Origin of the sequence: Rathayibacter sp. AY1G1, assembly GCF_002932095.1 — a bacterium.
In the GTDB taxonomy this organism is placed as follows: Bacteria; Actinomycetota; Actinomycetes; order Actinomycetales; family Microbacteriaceae; genus Rathayibacter.
Window position 1 is genome coordinate 69634 of sequence record NZ_PSUZ01000011.1, and the last position, 15676, is coordinate 85309.

A 15676-nucleotide genomic window follows, 5' to 3' on the forward strand; every position below is an offset into this window, starting at 1 on the left:
GTCCGCCACGGGGGAGAATGGCCCGATGCTCCTCGCACTCGTCGGCGGCCCCACGGGGGCGTGGCGGGCGGTCGACCCCGTCGGCGGCGCCGAGGCCGGGAGCGGCAGGGGGCCGGCCGAGCTGGCGGCGTTCGTCCGGGAGCGGGAGCCGGAGCGCCCGCGCTGGGTCTGGGACGACACCGCGCGCTGGTACCCCGCACTGCTGTCGGCCGGGGTGGTCGTCGCCCGGTGCCACGACCTCCGGCTGGCCCGCGCGATCCTCCGCCGCTCGGTCTCCGCCGCCTCATCGGCTCTCGCGCGCTCGCCCCTCGACCCGTGGGACGCGGGAGCCGCGGCCCCCGCCGCGCAGGACACGCTGATCGGGTTCGAGGAGGCGGCGGGCGGCTCCGACGAGCTCGACCCCGTCCTCGAGCTGGCCCTGCAGGAGGAGGCGCTCTCCGGCGCCGCCGAGGCCGGCCGGCTCCGCCTGCTGCTCGCCGCCGAATCCGTCGGCGCCCTGATCGCTCGCGAGATCGCCCACGCGGGGCTGCCGTGGCGCGCCGATGTGCACGACCGGGTGCTCACCGGGATGCTCGGCCCCCGCCCGCTCTTCGGCGGCCGCCCGGCCCGGTTGGAGGCGCTGGCCGACCGCCTGCGCGACGAGCTCGGCGCGCCCGAGCTCAACCCCGACTCGCCGGCCGAGCTCCTCAAGGCGCTGCGGCGCGCGGGGCTGCCGGTCGAGTCGACGCGCTCCTGGGAGCTGCAGTCCCTCGAGCACCCCGCGGTACCGCCCCTCCTGGAGTACAAGAAGCTCTCCCGGCTGCTCACCGCCAACGGCTGGGCCTGGCTCGACGCGTGGGTGCGCGACGGACGGTTCCGGCCGGAGTACGTGGTGGGCGGCGTCGTCACCGGCCGCTGGGCGACCTCGGGCGGAGGGGCGCTGCAGCTGCCGCGGCAGATCCGCGCCGCGGTCACCGCGGATCCGGGCTGGAGCCTCGTGGTCGCGGATGCCGCGCAGCTCGAGCCGCGCATCCTCGCCGCGCTCTCGGGCGACTCGGCCATGGCCGCCGCCGGGCGGGGCCGCGACCTCTACCAGGGCATCGTCGACGCCGGCGTGGTCCCCGACCGGCCGCGGGCGAAGGTCGCGATGCTGGGGGCGATGTACGGGGCGACGAGCGGGGAGGCCGGACGGCTGCTCCCGAGGCTCGCCCGTGCCTACCCGCGCTCGGTCGCGCACGTCGAGGCGGCGGCTCGGGCGGGGGAGCGCGGCGAGAGCGTCTCGACGTGGCTCGGGCGCAGCTCGCCTCCCGGCCCCGAGGGGCTCTCGGCCGATGCGGCGCGAGCGCGCGAGTGGGGACGCTTCACCCGCAACTTCGTGGTGCAGGGGACCGCGGCCGAGTGGGCGCTCTGCTGGATGGGCGAGCTGCGGGCGCGACTGCGCGCCGAGGGCGGCGCGGTCGGCCGGGCGCACCTCGTCTACTTCCTGCACGACGAGGTGATCGTGCACGCTCCCGCCGACGTCGGCGAGCGGGTCGCCGCGATCGTCCGCGAGGCGGCGGTGCGCGCCGGACGCTCGCTCTTCGGAGTGGGCGAGGTCGACTTCCCGGTCACCGTCGCCGTCGTCGACTCCTACGACCAGGCGAAGTGAGACGCGGGATCAGTACCAGTGCGGCGAGCGGTTGTTCCAGCTCGACCACGCGTTGCAGGGCGAGCCGTAGGCGCTCTTGATGTACGAGAGCCCCCAGTCGACCTGCGTCGCCGCGTTCGTCTGGTAGTCGGCTCCCGAGTTGGCCATCTTGCTCGCCGGGAGGGCCTGCGGGATGCCGTAGGCGCCGGAGGAGCGGTTCAGCGCGTTCCAGCGCCACCCCGACTCGCCGTTCCACAGCGGGATGAGGCACCGGTCGACCTGGTCGGCGCCCCAGCCGAAGCGGCCGACAGCGGTGCGGGCGTAGGCCTGGGCCTGCGCGGGGGAGAGGCCGTCCGTGCGTCCGGCGTAGGTGCCGAGGGCGGCGATGGTCTTGGCGGAGCTGTTGCGCGCGCCGGTCGGGTCGTCGTCGCCGAGTTCGACCGGGCCGCCTCCGCCACCTCCGCTGTTGGAGGGCGCTGCCGGAGCAGCGGCCGCGGCGGGAGCCGACGCGGCGCGCTGGCGGGCGGCCTCGGCCTCGGCGGCGAGGCGGGAGAGGCGCTGCTGCTCCTCGAAGGCCGACTTCGCGTCCTGGCCGTCGGCGTACTCCCGCTCGATCTCGGCGGTGGTGTTCTTGAGCGAGGCGAGCTGGGTGTAGAGCTCCTGGCTGTACTTCTCCTGGTCGGCGACCTTGGCGTCGGCCTCGGCCTGCGCGGAGCGGGCGACCGAGAGCGCGTCGGCCGCGGCGGTGGCGAGGGAGACGCGCTCGCCCCGGGCCTGCTCGGCCTGCGCCGCGAGGGAGACGGCCTGGTTCTCGGTCGACTGCGCCGCGGTCTGGAGCCGGCTGGTCTGCTGGGTGAGCTGCGTCATGGTGCCGAGGCGGTAGAGCAGCTCGCTCGACTCGTCGCCGCCGATGAGGAGGTTGAGCGTCGCATCGGTCCCGCCGTTGCGGTAGAGCTGCGCGGCGAGACGGCCGGCCTGCTCCTTCGCTGCGTCGGCGTCCGAGCGGGCGGCGGAGGCGCGCTCCTCCAGGGCGCTCACGCGCTGGGTCGCCTCGTCGAGAGCGCTCTGCGCGGCGTCCGCCTCGGCGGCCCGGCTGATGGCGGCGTCGGTGAGGGCGGCGGCCTGGTCGCGCAGGTCGGCGAGGAAGGCGGTGATGCGGTCGACCTCGGCGGCGGTTGCGCTCTCGCTCGACTTCGCGGCCTCGACATCGGACCACGAGGGGTAGTCGGACGGGTCGTAGGCGGCGGACGCGGAGAGCGGGGCGGCGAGGGCGGCGCACAGGACGAGGACCGTGCCCGCTCCGGCGGCGACGAGGCGCCGGCGCGCCCGGGAGGGGACGCGGAGACCGAGGGGGGTGCGGGACATGCGAACCACCCTAGGCGACGGCACCCGCGCCTGTCTCGTCCTAGCTCGAGGCTCGACGGCCCCGGCGGGGACGCTCGAGAGCGTATCCGCGGACGCTCCGTCCCGGCCCGTCGCCCGTGAGCTCGTCGCGGGCCGCCTCGAGGAGGCGCCGCAGGGCCTCCTCCCGCACGCGGGCGGCGATCGCGGCGAGGCGGCGCTGCGGGTGCGCGTCCTCCTCCTCCGCCTGCTCGTCGGCGGTGGCGGGCAGCGAGCTCTCGTACGCGTCGAGGACGGCGGCGAGGTCGGCGCCGGACAGGCTCGAGGCCAGCAGCACCCGGTCGAGGACGTCGTCCCAGTCCTCCTCCGGGGACGCTCCGTCACCCGTCAGCCAGGCGGCCGCCTCCGCGCGGCCCTCGTCGGTGAGCGCGTGCAGGGGGAGGCCGTCGTCGGTGGACCCGGCCGAGACGACGAGGCCCCGCTCGCGCAGGCGGTCGAGCGTCGAGTAGATCTGGCCGACGTTGACCCGGGGCCGGTGCGCGGCACGGTCGAGGAGCTCGGCGTGCAGCTGGAGGCCGTAGGCGGGGCCGAGCGTGAGCAGGGCGAGCAGGCCGTCGCGGACGGACACGGTGCTCCTCCCGGCGGGCGTCTGGCGGTGTGCGGCGTCCGGCGGCGCGGACGACCCGAGTATAGGCAGGAGCCGCCCACGGCCGGTCGAGCAGGCGCGGCGAGCCGCCTTGACGGAGGTCCGCCGCTCCTGCATGATCGGGCGTGGTGGCACGTCCACCGTCATAATCGAAGAAGGCGCACCGCAGAGTGTTCCGTGGTCCGGGTCGTTGGGGAAGACGCACCGGGACGAACGGAGGACACCATGGTGGCGCAGCAGACTCGGGGTGTGCTCTTCGTGCACTCCGCCCCCCGCGCGCTCTGCCCCCACCTCGAGTGGGGGACAGGTCGCGCTCTTGGTCGTGCCGTGAACTTCGCCTGGATCGAGCAGCCCGTGCTCCGCAGCACACTGCGCGCCGAATTCGCCTGGGAGGGCCCGGTCGGAACCGGTGCCGTCATCGCCTCCGCTCTCCGCGGCTGGGCCGACGTCCGCTACGAGGTCACCGAGGAGCCCTCGCCCGGCGTCGACGGAGGCCGCTGGATGCACACGCCCGAGCTCGGCATCTTCTACGCCCAGACCGACAGCGCGGGCAACACCGTCGTGCCCGAGGACCGCATCCGCTCCGCCATGGAGCTCGCCGGCGCCGACCCCATCGAGCTGCACCGCGAGCTGCGCCTCGCCCTCGGCCAGGCCTGGGAGGACGAGCTCGAGCCCTTCCGCTACGGCGGCGACTTCGCCCCCGTCGTCTGGATGCACGGGGTCGGCTGAGTTCATTCGACGCCGCTCCTCGCGCGGCGTCGCGCAGTCGGCTCGGTCGGGTGGTCGGGTTCCGTGGAGCGGCCGGCGTCCGGCGACGCCGATCCGCTGGCACGCGGATCGGCGGATACGCCTCGCGGCAATCGTTCGCTCCCGCCTCCCTGAACCAGGCGGCCAGCGGACCCCCCGTTCCGGCAGAGGTCCGCCTCGAAGGCGCGTCGTCGCCTCACGGTTGCCGCTCGCTGGCACGTCGACCAGACGGTGGGCGGAGCACCGCGTTCCGGCGGAGGGCGTCGGAAGACTCGTGGACCCGCCCGCACCTCTGTCGCGCACGACGCCGACGGCCCGAGTAATGGCGAGTCGCACGCTCCCCACGAGCGCAGCCGCCCTGATCCGAGCATCCGACCCGAGTCGCGGCGAAGCCCGCGCTCCCCTCGAGCACAGCTGCTTGAACCGAAGCTTTCGACCCGAGTCGCGGCGAAGCCCGCGCTCCCACCCGGACAGCTTCCGCGATCGGAGTATCCGACGCGAGTCGCGGCGAAGCCCGCGCTCCCACCCGGACAGCTTCGTTGATCCGAGCATCCGACCCGAGGCGAAGCCCGCGCTCCCCACCAGCACGGCGTGCTCACCAGCCCGCACCAGACGGCGGCGCAGATCCCTCGCGGCACGAGGCGTATCCGGGGATCCGCGTTCCAGCGGATCACCGTCGCCGCACCGCACCGGCCCTCGGAAACCCCGCCCCCCTCCCCAGCGGACGCGCCTGCGCCGCGCAAGGAGCGGCGCAGCCCGCTTTCCGCACGGTGGAGCGGGGCTACGCCCCGCTACACCGTCCGGAAAGCGGCAACAGCATTGTGCCCCCCGAACCCGAACGAGTTCGAGATGGCGACCAGCGGTCCGTCGCCGAGGGCGCGGGGGCTGGTGACGACGTCGAGGGGGATCTGGGGGTCCTGCTCGAAGAGGTTGATGGTGGGGGGTGCGGTGCGCTCGTGGAGGGCGAGCACGGTGAAGATGGCCTCGAGCGCGCCGGTGCCGCCGAGGAGGTGGCCGGTGGACGCCTTGGTCGCCGAGACGGCGATGTTCGGGAGGTGGTCGCCGAAGACGCGCAGCAGGGCGCGGTACTCGGCGATGTCGCCGACCGGGGTGCTCGTCGCGTGGGCGTTGACGTGGGTGACGTCGGTGAGCGCGGCTCCGGCCTGCTCGAGGGCGCCGATCATGGCGCGGGCGGCGGCGGAGCCCTCGGGGTCCGGCGCCGTGATGTGGTACGAGTCGCTGGTGACGGCGCCGCCGGCGAGCTCCGCGTAGATGCGGGCTCCGCGGGCGAGGGCGTGCTCCTCGGTCTCGAGGATGAGCGTCGCGGCGCCTTCTCCGAGGACGAAGCCGTCGCGGGAGACGTCGTAGGGGCGCGAGGCGGTCGCCGGGTCGTCGTTGCGGCGCGAGAGGGCCTGCATCGACGCGAAGGCGGCGATCGGGAGCGGGTGGACGACCGACTCCGTGCCGCCGGCGACGACCACGTCGGCGAGGCCGAGCTGCATGTGCTCGTAGGCGTTCGCGAGGGCCTCGGTGCTGGAGGCGCAGGCCGACACGTCGGTGCGGGCGTAGGCGCGGGAGGGGATGGCCATGCTGATGGCGGCGGCGGCCGCGTTGGGCATGAGCATCGGGATGGTCATCGGGAGGACCCGGCGGGGTCCGCGCTCGCGGAGGGTGTCCCACGCGTCGACGAGGGTCCAGAGGCCGCCGATGCCGGTCGAGTAGTCGACGCCCACGCGGAGCGGGTCGACGTCGGTGATGCCGGAGTCGGCCCAGGCCTCGCGGGCCGAGATGAGCGCGAACTGGCTGGAGGGGTCGAGGCGCTTCGCCTCGGGGCGGGAGAGCACCTCCTCCGGGCGGACCTTGGCCTGGGCGGCGAAGGTGACCGGGATGTCGTACTGGGCGACCCAGTCCTGCTCGAGGGAGCGGACGCCTGATTCGCCGGCGAGGAGTGCGTTCCAGGACTCCCGGGCGGTCCCGCCGAGGGGAGTGCTGGCACCGATTCCGGTGACGACGATCTTCTTGGTCATGACGAGCTTCTCTGTTCCGTGTGGGTGGGTGCCGGGCTCACCCCGGCCGACGATCGCCGGCCGGGGTGTCCGCCACGAGGACGGGGTGCGCGGGCGACGACTACTCGGACGCCTTGACGATGAAGCGGACCGCGTCGCCGACCGTCTTGAGGTTCTTGACCTCGTCGTCGGGGATCTTCACGTCGAACTTCTCCTCGGCGTTGACGACGATGGTCATCATCGAGATGGAGTCGATGTCGAGGTCGTCGGTGAACGACTTGTCCATCTCGACGGAGTCGGTGGCGATGCCCGTCTCGTCGTTGACAAGCTCGGCCAGGCCGGCGAGGACTTCTTCGTTGGACAGTGCCATGGTTCTCTCCTTGGGGGTTCTTCGGGTGTTCGTCAGTGACCGTAGGTCAGTTTAGGGGTGGGGTCGCGCCGGTCACGGGAGCACCACGACCTGCGCGCCGAACACCAGTCCGGCGCCGAAGCCGATCTGCAGCGCGAGTCCGCCGTGCAGCTCCGGGTGCTCCTCGAGCAGGCGGTGGGTGGCGAGCGGGATCGACGCGGCGGAGGTGTTGCCGGTGGTCTCGATGTCGCGGCCGATAGCGACGGTCTCGGGGAGCTTCAGCTGCTTCGCGAGCTCGTCGATGATGCGCATGTTCGCCTGGTGGGGGATGAACGCGGCGAGGTCCTCGGGCTGGACGCCCGCCTCCGCGAGCGCCTGCTTGGCGACCTTGGCCATCTCCCAGACCGCCCAGCGGAAGACCGACGGGCCGTCCTGGCGGAGGGTGGGCCATTCGGCGGTGCCGTCGCGGTAGGCCGCGAGCGGGTTGTCCATGCCGACGGTGTCCCACTTGGAGCCGTCGGATCCCCACACGGTCTTCGAGATGCCGGCGGTGTCGCTGGGGCCGACGACCGCGGCGCCCGCGCCGTCGCCCAGGAGGAAGGAGATGCTGCGGTCGGTCGACTTGACCAGCTCGGACAGCTTCTCGGCTCCGACGACGAGCACGTACTCGGCCAGGCCGGAGCGGATGAAGGAGTCGGCCTGGGCGATGCCGTAGGTGTAGCCGGCGCAGGCGGCCGAGATGTCGTACGCCGGGGCGGGGTTCGCGCCGATGCGGTCCGCGAGGAGCGCGGCCAGCGACGGGGTCTGCACGGTGTTGCTGATCGTGGAGACGAGCACGACGCCGATCTGGTCCGGGCGGATGCCCGCCTTCTCGATCGCCTCGAGGGAGGCGGTGGTCGCGAGGTCGACCGCGTGGATGTCGGCGGAGGCGCGGCGGCGCTCGATGATGCCGGTGCGCTGGCGGATCCACTCGTCGGAGGAGTTGATCGGCTCGATCAGGTCGTCGTTCGGGACGACGAGGTCGCCGCGTGCCGCGCCGATGCCGAGGATCCGGGTGTACGCGCTGCCGCTGGACTGGGTGAGGGAAGGGGTCGTCATGGGGTCTCTCCTGCTAGGCGGCGTGCTCGTCGAGGAAGGCGCGGGCGGCGTCCACGTCGTCGGGGGTCGTGATGGCGATGCTCGGCACGCCCTTGAGGCCGCGCTTGGCGAGGCCGACCAGCGCGCCGGCGGGTGCCAGCTCGATGATCCCGGTGACGCCCGCGTCGGCGAAGGCCGCCATGCAGAGGTCCCAGCGGACGGGGGAGGCGACCTGGCCGACGAGCAGCTCGAGGAACGCGGCACCGGAGTCGACGACCGACCCGTCGCGGTTCGTCCAGAGCCGGAGCGTCGGGTCGGAGGGGGTCAGCCCGGCGGCGACGCCGGCGAGGGAGTCGCGGGCGGGCGCCATGTAGCGGGTGTGGAAGGCGCCGGCCACCTGCAGGGGGATCACGCGGGTCCCGCGGAGCGGCTCCGCCTTGAGTGCCTCGAGCGCGTCGACCGCGCCGGCGACGACGATCTGCCCGCCGCCGTTGTAGTTGGCCGGCTCGAGGCCGAGCTCGTCGAGACGGGCGATCAGGGCCTGCTCGTCGCCGCCGAGGACCGCGCTCATCGCGGTCGGCTCGGCGGCGGCCGCAGCGGCCATGGCACGGGCGCGCTCGCGGACGAACACCAGCGCGTCGGCCTCGGTGAGGACCCCGGCTCCGGCGGCCGCGGTGATCTCGCCGACGGAGTGGCCGGCGATGCCCGCGATGCGATCGCGCCGTCCACCCTCGAGGAGGGCGGCGAGGCTCACGAGTCCCGCGGAGACGATCAGGGGCTGAGCGACCGCGGTGTCGCGGATGGTGTCCGCGTCCGAGACGGTGCCGTGCGCGGCGAGGTCGATGCCGACCGCCTTCGAGTGCGCGGCGACCTGCTCGGCCACGGAGGGGATCTCGAGCCAGGGGGCGAGGAATCCGGGGGTCTGGGAGCCCTGACCCGGGGCGACGACGACGATCACGGTATCCAGTCTTCCGATCTGCGCTCGCACGTGCGGCGCGTGGAGCCACTGACAAAGCACAAAGAGCTTGTCGCGGGTCTACAAGTGTTCAGGGGCGGGAGGGGTTCGGCGAGCGGAGGGCCTCAGCGTCGGGACGGCTTCCGGCGGACGGCGCCGTCCGGGTCGCTCATGGAGCCGAGGATGAGGGCGGACTGGAGGATGAGCGCCTCGCGGGCGCCCGTCGCGTCCCAGCCGATCACCTCGGCGACCCGCTTGAGGCGGTAGCGCACCGTGTTCGGGTGCACGAACAGCTCGCGGGCGGTCGCCTCGAGCGAGCGGCCGTTGTCGAGGTAGGCCCACAGCGTGGTCAGAAGCTCGGTCGAGTGCTTCTGCAGGGGCCGGTAGATCTGCGTGATGAGGCTCTGGCGGGCGAGCGGGTCGCCGGCGAGGGCGCGCTCGGGAAGGAGGTCGTCGGCGTTGACCGGTCGCGGCGCGTTCCGCCAGGAGCGGGCGACCGCGAACCCGGCGAGGGCCGCGCGGGCGCTGCGGGACGCCTCGACCAGGGTCGGCACCTCGTGGCCGAGGACGAGGTGGCCCGTCCCGAAGCCGGGCTCGAGCGCCTCCGCGATCTCGAGGAACGCGACCGGCGGACCGGTCTCCTCCGTGGCGTTCTCGCTCGGCTCGGCGCGGCCGATGACCAGGACGAGCCGGCTGCCCTGCACGCCGATCAGCACGTCGGCGTCCATGTGCCGGGCCGTGCGGCGCAGCTGGTCGACGTCGAGCATCTTGGGGGCGGTGCCCACCAGGACGGCGACCTCGCCGTGGCCGTGCCAGCCGAGGGCGGCGATCCGGCTGGGCAGCTCGTCGTCGGCCTCGCCCGTGAGGATCGAGTCGACGACCAGCGCCTCCAGGCGCGCGTCCCAGAGTCCTCGGGCCTCGGCGGCGCGCGCGTAGACGTCGGCCGCGGCGAAGGCGATCTCGCGCGAGTAGAGGAGGATCGCCTCGCGGAGGTCCTCCCCGCCGTTCTTGATCCGGTCCTCGACGACCTCGACCGTCACCTTGATCAGCTGCAGCGTCTGCGTCAGCGAGACGGAGCGCAGCAGCTCGCGGGGAGCGGCTCCGAACACGTCCGCCGCGATCCACGGCGTGGCCGACGGGTCGTCGAACCACGAGATGAACGAGGTGATGCCGGCCTGGGCGACGAGGCCGACCGCCGAGCGCCGACCGGGGGGCATGCTGCCGTACCAGGGCAGCGTGTCCTCGAGTCGCTTGATCGTCTGCGTCGAGAGCTCACCGGCGAGGGTGCGCAGCCAGGCGAGGGTCTGCTCCTTCGTGCGGGGAGCGCCCGGCCGGGTGGCCGGACGCTCCGCCGCAGGAGCAGGACCCCGCGCACTCGACGGTGCGGGTTCCTGCGAGAGCACGGACTCGTCCGTCAGCTCTCGCCGCCCGCGTTGCCGGTGGTGCCGGCGTTGACGTCGAGGAGGCGGTACTTCTCGATCGCCTGGACGGCGAGCGAGGGGTCGACCTCGCCGCGCTTGGCGAGCAGCTGCAGCGTCCGCACGACGACCGAGGGGCCGTCGATCTGGAAGTAGCGCCGCGCCGCCGCACGGGTGTCCGAGAAGCCGAAGTCGTCCGCGCCGAGCGTCGCGAAGTCGCCCGGGATGAACTGGCGCAGCTGGTCGGGGACCTGGTGCGAGAAGTCCGAGACGGCGACGAAGGGGCCCTTCGCGTCGGCCAGCTTCTGCGTCACGTACGGCACCTGCTCGGCGTCCTCGGGGTGGAGGAAGTTGTGCTGCTCGGCCTTGATGCCGTCGCGGCGCAGCTCGTTCCACGAGGTGACCGACCAGACGTCCGCCGAGACGCCCCAGTCCTCGGCGAGGAGCTTCTGCGCCTCGATCGCCCACGGCACCGCGACGCCCGAGGCGAGGAGCTGGGCCTTCGGCCCGTCCCACTGGCCCCAGGAGATGCGGTGGATGCCGCGGACGATGCCCTCGACGTCGACGTCCTCCGGCTCCTTCGGCTGCACGATCGGCTCGTTGTAGACCGTGATGTAGTACATGACGTTCGGGTCGGTGTGCTTCCCGCCGTACATGCGCTCGAGACCGGACTGCACGATGTGCGCGATCTCGTACCCGTAGGCCGGGTCGTAGCTCACGACGGCGGGGTTGGTCGCCGCGAGGATCGGGGAGTGCCCGTCCGCGTGCTGGAGGCCCTCGCCGGTCAGCGTGGTGCGTCCTGCGGTGGCGCCGATCATGAAGCCGCGCGACATCATGTCGCCGGCCGCCCAGATCGCGTCGCCCGTGCGCTGGAACCCGAACATCGAGTAGAAGACGTAGACCGGGATGAGCGGCTCGCCCTGCGTCGAGTACGAGGTGCCGATCGCGGTGAACGCCGCGAGGGCGCCCGCCTCGTTGATGCCGACGTGGAGGATCTGACCCTGCGGGCTCTCCTTGTAGGCCAGGAGGAGCTCGCGGTCGACCGACGTGTAGTGCTGGCCGCGCGGGTTGTAGATCTTCGCGTTCGGGAAGAACGCGTCCATGCCGAAGGTGCGCGCCTCGTCCGGGATGATCGGGACGACGCGGTTGCCGAAGTCCTTCGACCGGAGGATGTCCTTGAGGATGCGGACGAACGCCATGGTGGTGGCGATCTCCTGCGTCCCGGAGCCCTTCTTGCCGACCGCGTACGCCGAGTCCTCGGGGAGGTTCAGCTGCGTGTACTTCGAGCGGCGCTCGGGGAGGTAGCCGCCGAGCGCGCGGCGGCGCTCCTGCAGGTACTCGATCGCCTCGTCGTTCTGACCGGGGTGGTAGTACGGCGGGAGGTAGGGGTTCTCCTCGAGCTGCGCGTCCGTGATCGGGATGCGCATGGTGTCGCGGAACGACTTGAGGTTGTCCAGCGTCATCTTCTTCATCTGGTGGGTCGCGTTGCGGCCCTCGAAGCTGCGGCCGAGACCGTAGCCCTTGATGGTGTGGGCGAGGATGACGGTGGGCTGGCCCTTGTGCTCCGTCGCGGCCTTCATGGCCGCGTAGATCTTGCGGTAGTCGTGGCCGCCGCGGCGCAGGCCCCAGATCTGCTCGTCGGAGTAGCCCTCGACGAGCTTCTTGGCGCGCGGGTCGCGGCCGAAGAAGTTCTCGCGGACGTAGGCGCCGTCCTCCGTCTTGTAGGTCTGGAAGTCGCCGTCGGGCGTCTTGTTCATCAGGTCGAGCAGCGCGCCCTCGGTGTCGCGGGCGAGCAGGTCGTCCCACTCGCGGCCCCAGATGAGCTTGATGACGTTCCAGCCCGCGCCGCGGAAGTACGACTCGAGCTCCTGCACGATCTTGCCGTTGCCGCGGACGGGTCCGTCGAGGCGCTGGAGGTTGCAGTTGACGATGAAGTTCAGGTTGTCGAGGCCGTCGTTCGCGGCGACCTGGAGCTGACCGCGCGACTCGACCTCGTCCATCTCGCCGTCGCCGAGGAACGCCCAGACCTGCTGGTCGGAGGCGTCCTTGATGCCGCGGTTGGTGAGGTACTTGTTCGCCTGCGCCTGGTAGATCGCGTTGATCGGGCCGAGGCCCATCGAGACGGTCGGGAACTGCCAGAACTCCGGCATGAGCCGCGGGTGCGGGTAGCTGGAGAGCCCGCCGCCCCGGTGCGACTTCTCCTGGCGGAATCCGTCGAGCTGGTGCTCGCTCAGGCGTCCCTCGAGGAAGGCGCGCGCGTACGGGCCGGGGGAGGCGTGGCCCTGGATGAAGACCTGGTCGCCGCCGCCCGGGTGGTCCTGACCGCGGAAGAAGTGGTTGAAGCCGACCTCGTACAGCGAGGCGCTCGACGCGTACGTCGAGATGTGGCCGCCGACCCCGATGCCGGGACGCTGCGCGCGGTGCACGAGGATGGCCGCGTTCCAGCGGATCCACGCGCGGTAGCGGCGCTCGACGTCCTCGTCGCCCGGGAAGTCGGGCTCGTTCTCGGGCGCGATGGTGTTGATGTAGTCCGTGGTGGGCACCATCGGCACGCCGAGGTGGAGCTCCTTGGAGCGCTTGAGGAGGCTGAGCATGACGTCGCGCCCGCGACCCCGGCCCCGCTCCTCGACGAGCGCATCGAGCGACTCGTTCCACTCCGACGTTTCCTCGGGGTCCGAGTCCACGTGACCGACGGAATACGGGTCCTGATCGTTAACAGTCACCCTCGACCTCTCTCTGGGGGCAGATCGTGCCCGAGACATCACTCTCATGAAGCGGTGCGGATCCGCGGATCCGGGGCTCGGATGACGAGCCGCGCGCGGGCACCTCCGTCAGCCTAGCGATTCCCGTGCCCCGAACCTGGAATCGCACTGTGGTGATCCACGAGGGATGTGCGCCGACGACTGTAGGAGAGCGCCAGACGGGACGCGTCGACCGGCCCGTGATCGGGGGAGACGGGCCGTTCCTTGGAGTCTGCGCGGAGCGGGTCTAGCATTGCCCCTCGTGCTCGCGCGACTCTCGTGCGCACGGAAGGACATCGGACCGATGGCTCTCGAGAAGCTGACCCTGGCTCCCGACTTCGAACTCGCGAACCAGTACGGCGAGCGCATCCAGCTGGGCGACTTCCACGGGCGGCGCAACGTCGCCCTGGTGTTCTTCCCCCTCGCCTTCTCCGGCACCTGCACGGGCGAGTTCTGCGCGCTGCGCGAGAACCTCTCCCTCTTCGAGCACGCCGACGTGGAGCTGATCGGCATCTCGGTCGACTCCAAGCACACGCTGCGCGCCTGGGGCGAGAAGCAGGGCTACGACTTCACGCTCCTCTCCGACTTCTGGCCGCACGGCGACGTCGCCAAGCAGTACGGCGTGTTCACCGAGGCGAAGGGCTACGCGACCCGCGCGACCTTCCTCATCGACAAGGCCGGCGTCATCCGGGACACGTTCATGACCGCCCCGGGCGAGCCTCGCTCGATCGACGCCTACCGCGCCGCGATCGACGCGCTCGCCCCCGCGCACGTCTGACCCTCCGGAGGCGGACCGCCCCGGTCGTCAGCTGAGGATGTTGACGGCCCGCGAGATCACGAGGGCCAGCAGGACGAATCCGGTGAACGCCTCGGCGATCATCAGGAGCTTCATCCGGCTCGACAGCGGCATCGTGTCGGTCGGGCTGAACGCCATGGTGTTCGTCGTCGACACCGAGAGGTAGTCCACGAAGCCGGGCCGCCAGTCGGCGCGCTCGGAGGAGGTCGCGGCGACCTCGGGCGCGGTGTCGCGGTAGGTGTCCTGCGGGAAGGCGAAGTCGGCCGCCGGCAGCTCGGTGCGGGGAAGCGTTCCGCGGGCGACCGGACCGCCGCGGTCGAGCTCCCAGAACAGCAGCGCGTACGCGACGACGTTGGTGACCCAGACCTGGAGTGCGGTGAGCAGCAGCGGCGGGCCGTCGGCCGTCCCGTCGACGAGGTCGATCACCACGGCGACCACGTTCACCTGGTTCGCCACGGCGAGCACGACCGCCAGGGCGATGGAGACCCCGCGCGACCAGCGCGTCTCGCTGTCGAGTCGGTGCGGGTTCACGACGAACAGCGGCACGAGCAGCGCGAGCGTGATGCCGGCGGCGACGAGGCGGACCACCGAGGTGTCGGCGCTGTGGCCGGCCACGTTCAGTGCGACGGCCACCAGGATCGCGGCGGAGGCGGGCCAGCGGCTCTCGGCGCGCCGCCTCGCGCGGGAGTCGCTGTCGGCGGTCATGTGCCGAGGCTAGTGCCCGCAGGGGGCCGCTCCGCCTGCCGTAGGATCGAGTCGATCGTCCGCGGGTGCTCCCGCGACGGGGGCCTTTAGCTCAGTTGGTAGAGCGCCACGTTTACACCGTGGATGTCATCGGTTCGAGCCCGGTAGGGCCCACCACCTCCGTCGATCGGACGCTGCGCGTCAGCGGGACTGGCGGCGCTTGTAGGGCTTCGGCTGGCCCTTGACGATCGGGGCGCGCCCGGTCCCCTTGGAGGCCTTGGCCTTGCCTCCCGACTTCGGGGCCGCCTCCGGCTCGTCGCCGAGCGCGGCGAGCTCCTCGCGGGCCGAGGCGAGGCGCTGCCGCCCGGCCGCGGTGAGGGTCGTGGCGGCGGCACCGGGCTCGAAGAGCGGCTTGCCGAGGTCGAGCTCGACGGCGGCGACGGAGGAGTCGAGCTTCTGCCGCGAGATGCCGAGGCGCTCGGCGGCGCGCACGAAGTGCAGCTCCTCGGCGACCGCCACGAAGTGGCGCAGCTGGCTGATCTTCATCCTGAACCCTTCACGGCCGCTCCCTGCGGCACGACCACGGTACGCGGTCCGGGAGGGGGCGCCGACCGCCGGGAGCGCCACCAGGAGCAGCGGCGACCCGTCGATCCGCGCCAGAGGCCCCGGCGGACATTGCCGGACGGAGGCGGGAGGCCTACGGTCGCGCCCGTGGGCGGTCCCGAAGCCGGCCACGGAGAGAGGCCGACGTGGGCGCGCTCATCTACAGCTCGATCGCGTCGCTCGACGGCTACGTGAACGACGCGGACGGCGGATTCGCCTGGGCGGAGCCGCGACCCGCCGTGCACCGCTTCATCACGGAGCGCGAGGGGCGGGTGCGCACGTACCTGTACGGGCGGCGCATGTACGAGGTCATGCGCGCGTGGGAGCAGACCTGGGCACTGGCGGAGGAGTTCGCGTTCATCCGCGACTTCCAGGAGATGTGGCGGGCGGCCGACAAGGTCGTGTACTCGACGACGCTGGAGTCGGCCGAGACCCGCCGCACCCGCGTCCAGGGCGGGTTCGACCCGGTCGTCGTCGCCGCGCAGGTCAGCGCCGCCGACCACGACGTCTCGATCGGCGGGCCGACCCTCGCCCGGCACGCGCTGCTCGCCGGGATCGTCGACGAGGTGCAGGTCTACACGGTGCCGGTGGCGGTGGGCGGCGGGACCCACTTCCTCCCGTGCGGGTTCCATGCGCGCCTCGACCTGCGCGAGGAGCACCGCTTCGCCGACGGCACGGTCTTCACGCGCTACAGCGTGCGGCGCTGA

General features: G+C 72.5%; 14 protein-coding genes and 1 tRNA gene. 5 read left to right on the top strand and 10 right to left on the bottom strand.

Features of this window, described 5'->3' with window-relative positions; genetic code table 11:
- The first annotated feature begins 25 nt into the window (after window positions 1-25).
- A complete protein-coding gene (locus tag C5C36_RS07950; protein WP_104309532.1) occupies window positions 26-1627 on the top strand; it encodes a bifunctional 3'-5' exonuclease/DNA polymerase in 1602 nt (533 codons plus the stop codon).
- Between the two features lie 9 nt (window positions 1628-1636).
- On the opposite strand, the gene C5C36_RS07955 is transcribed toward C5C36_RS07950, so the two are convergent.
- Window positions 1637-2971, bottom strand: a complete 1335-nt coding sequence (locus tag C5C36_RS07955) for a hypothetical protein (protein WP_104269256.1) — start codon at window positions 2969-2971, stop codon at window positions 1637-1639.
- 40 nt (window positions 2972-3011) lie between these two features.
- Window positions 3012-3575, bottom strand: coding sequence for a PadR family transcriptional regulator (locus C5C36_RS07965; protein ID WP_181133791.1), 564 nt, complete (start codon window positions 3573-3575; stop codon window positions 3012-3014).
- A gap of 243 nt (window positions 3576-3818) precedes the next feature.
- Here C5C36_RS07965 and C5C36_RS07970 point away from each other — a divergent pair, with 243 nt between their 5' ends.
- The gene (locus C5C36_RS07970; protein ID WP_104226674.1) at window positions 3819-4322 is read left to right on the top strand and encodes a DUF3145 domain-containing protein; all 504 of its coding nucleotides are present in this window, start codon (window positions 3819-3821) and stop codon (window positions 4320-4322) included.
- An 809-nt stretch (window positions 4323-5131) separates the two neighbouring features.
- Here the strand turns inward: C5C36_RS07970 and C5C36_RS07975 are convergent.
- From C5C36_RS07975 to aceE, 6 genes are all read right to left on the bottom strand, one after another.
- Entirely contained in the window at window positions 5132-6367 is a 1236-nt protein-coding gene (locus C5C36_RS07975; RefSeq protein ID WP_104226673.1) for a beta-ketoacyl synthase, read from the bottom strand.
- A gap of 100 nt (window positions 6368-6467) precedes the next feature.
- A complete protein-coding gene (locus tag C5C36_RS07980; RefSeq protein ID WP_104223463.1) occupies window positions 6468-6716 on the bottom strand; it encodes an acyl carrier protein in 249 nt (82 codons plus the stop codon).
- A gap of 72 nt (window positions 6717-6788) precedes the next feature.
- Window positions 6789-7793 (bottom strand): beta-ketoacyl-ACP synthase III, encoded by a 1005-nt coding sequence (locus C5C36_RS07985; RefSeq protein ID WP_104223464.1) that lies wholly within the window; start codon window positions 7791-7793, stop codon window positions 6789-6791.
- A 13-nt stretch (window positions 7794-7806) separates the two neighbouring features.
- On the bottom strand, window positions 7807-8730 hold the full coding sequence (locus C5C36_RS07990; RefSeq protein WP_104309536.1) for an ACP S-malonyltransferase: 924 nt from the start codon (window positions 8728-8730) through the stop codon (window positions 7807-7809).
- A 122-nt stretch (window positions 8731-8852) separates the two neighbouring features.
- A complete protein-coding gene (locus C5C36_RS07995) occupies window positions 8853-10019 on the bottom strand; it encodes a CdaR family transcriptional regulator (RefSeq protein ID WP_181027189.1) in 1167 nt (388 codons plus the stop codon).
- Window positions 10020-10141: 122 nt separating this feature from the next.
- Entirely contained in the window at window positions 10142-12868 is a 2727-nt protein-coding gene (aceE, locus tag C5C36_RS08000; protein ID WP_104247522.1) for a pyruvate dehydrogenase (acetyl-transferring), homodimeric type, read from the bottom strand.
- A 322-nt stretch (window positions 12869-13190) separates the two neighbouring features.
- Between aceE and C5C36_RS08005 the strand changes: the two genes are divergently transcribed.
- On the top strand, window positions 13191-13664 hold the full coding sequence (locus tag C5C36_RS08005) for a peroxiredoxin (RefSeq protein WP_104238203.1): 474 nt from the start codon (window positions 13191-13193) through the stop codon (window positions 13662-13664).
- 27 nt (window positions 13665-13691) lie between these two features.
- On the opposite strand, the gene C5C36_RS08010 is transcribed toward C5C36_RS08005, so the two are convergent.
- On the bottom strand, window positions 13692-14387 hold the full coding sequence (locus tag C5C36_RS08010; protein WP_104226669.1) for a hypothetical protein: 696 nt from the start codon (window positions 14385-14387) through the stop codon (window positions 13692-13694).
- A gap of 80 nt (window positions 14388-14467) precedes the next feature.
- On the opposite strand from C5C36_RS08010, the gene C5C36_RS08015 reads away from it, so the two are divergent.
- Window positions 14468-14543, top strand: a tRNA-Val gene (locus tag C5C36_RS08015).
- Between the two features lie 24 nt (window positions 14544-14567).
- Here the strand turns inward: C5C36_RS08015 and C5C36_RS08020 are convergent.
- Window positions 14568-14912 carry a LysR family transcriptional regulator gene (locus C5C36_RS08020; protein WP_104223469.1) on the bottom strand — a complete coding sequence of 115 codons (345 nt, stop codon included), beginning with the start codon at window positions 14910-14912 and terminating at the stop codon, window positions 14568-14570.
- Between the two features lie 203 nt (window positions 14913-15115).
- On the opposite strand from C5C36_RS08020, the gene C5C36_RS08025 reads away from it, so the two are divergent.
- Complete coding sequence (locus C5C36_RS08025; protein WP_104309537.1) at window positions 15116-15676, top strand: dihydrofolate reductase family protein; 561 nt, start codon at window positions 15116-15118, stop codon at window positions 15674-15676.

Excerpts from the sequence above, each read along its gene's own strand:
- C5C36_RS07950 (WP_104309532.1), top strand. The coding sequence starts at position 26 with ATGCTCCTCGCACTCGTCGGCGGCCCCACGGGGGCGTGGCGGGCGGTC.
- C5C36_RS07955 (WP_104269256.1), bottom strand. The coding sequence starts at position 2,971 with ATGTCCCGCACCCCCCTCGGTCTCCGCGTCCCCTCCCGGGCGCGCCGG.
- C5C36_RS07970 (WP_104226674.1), top strand. The coding sequence starts at position 3,819 with ATGGTGGCGCAGCAGACTCGGGGTGTGCTCTTCGTGCACTCCGCCCCC.
- C5C36_RS07975 (WP_104226673.1), bottom strand. The coding sequence starts at position 6,367 with ATGACCAAGAAGATCGTCGTCACCGGAATCGGTGCCAGCACTCCCCTC.
- C5C36_RS07980 (WP_104223463.1), bottom strand. The coding sequence starts at position 6,716 with ATGGCACTGTCCAACGAAGAAGTCCTCGCCGGCCTGGCCGAGCTTGTC.
- C5C36_RS07985 (WP_104223464.1), bottom strand. The coding sequence starts at position 7,793 with ATGACGACCCCTTCCCTCACCCAGTCCAGCGGCAGCGCGTACACCCGG.
- C5C36_RS08005 (WP_104238203.1), top strand. The coding sequence starts at position 13,191 with ATGGCTCTCGAGAAGCTGACCCTGGCTCCCGACTTCGAACTCGCGAAC.
- C5C36_RS08010 (WP_104226669.1), bottom strand. The coding sequence starts at position 14,387 with ATGACCGCCGACAGCGACTCCCGCGCGAGGCGGCGCGCCGAGAGCCGC.
- C5C36_RS08020 (WP_104223469.1), bottom strand. The coding sequence starts at position 14,912 with ATGAAGATCAGCCAGCTGCGCCACTTCGTGGCGGTCGCCGAGGAGCTG.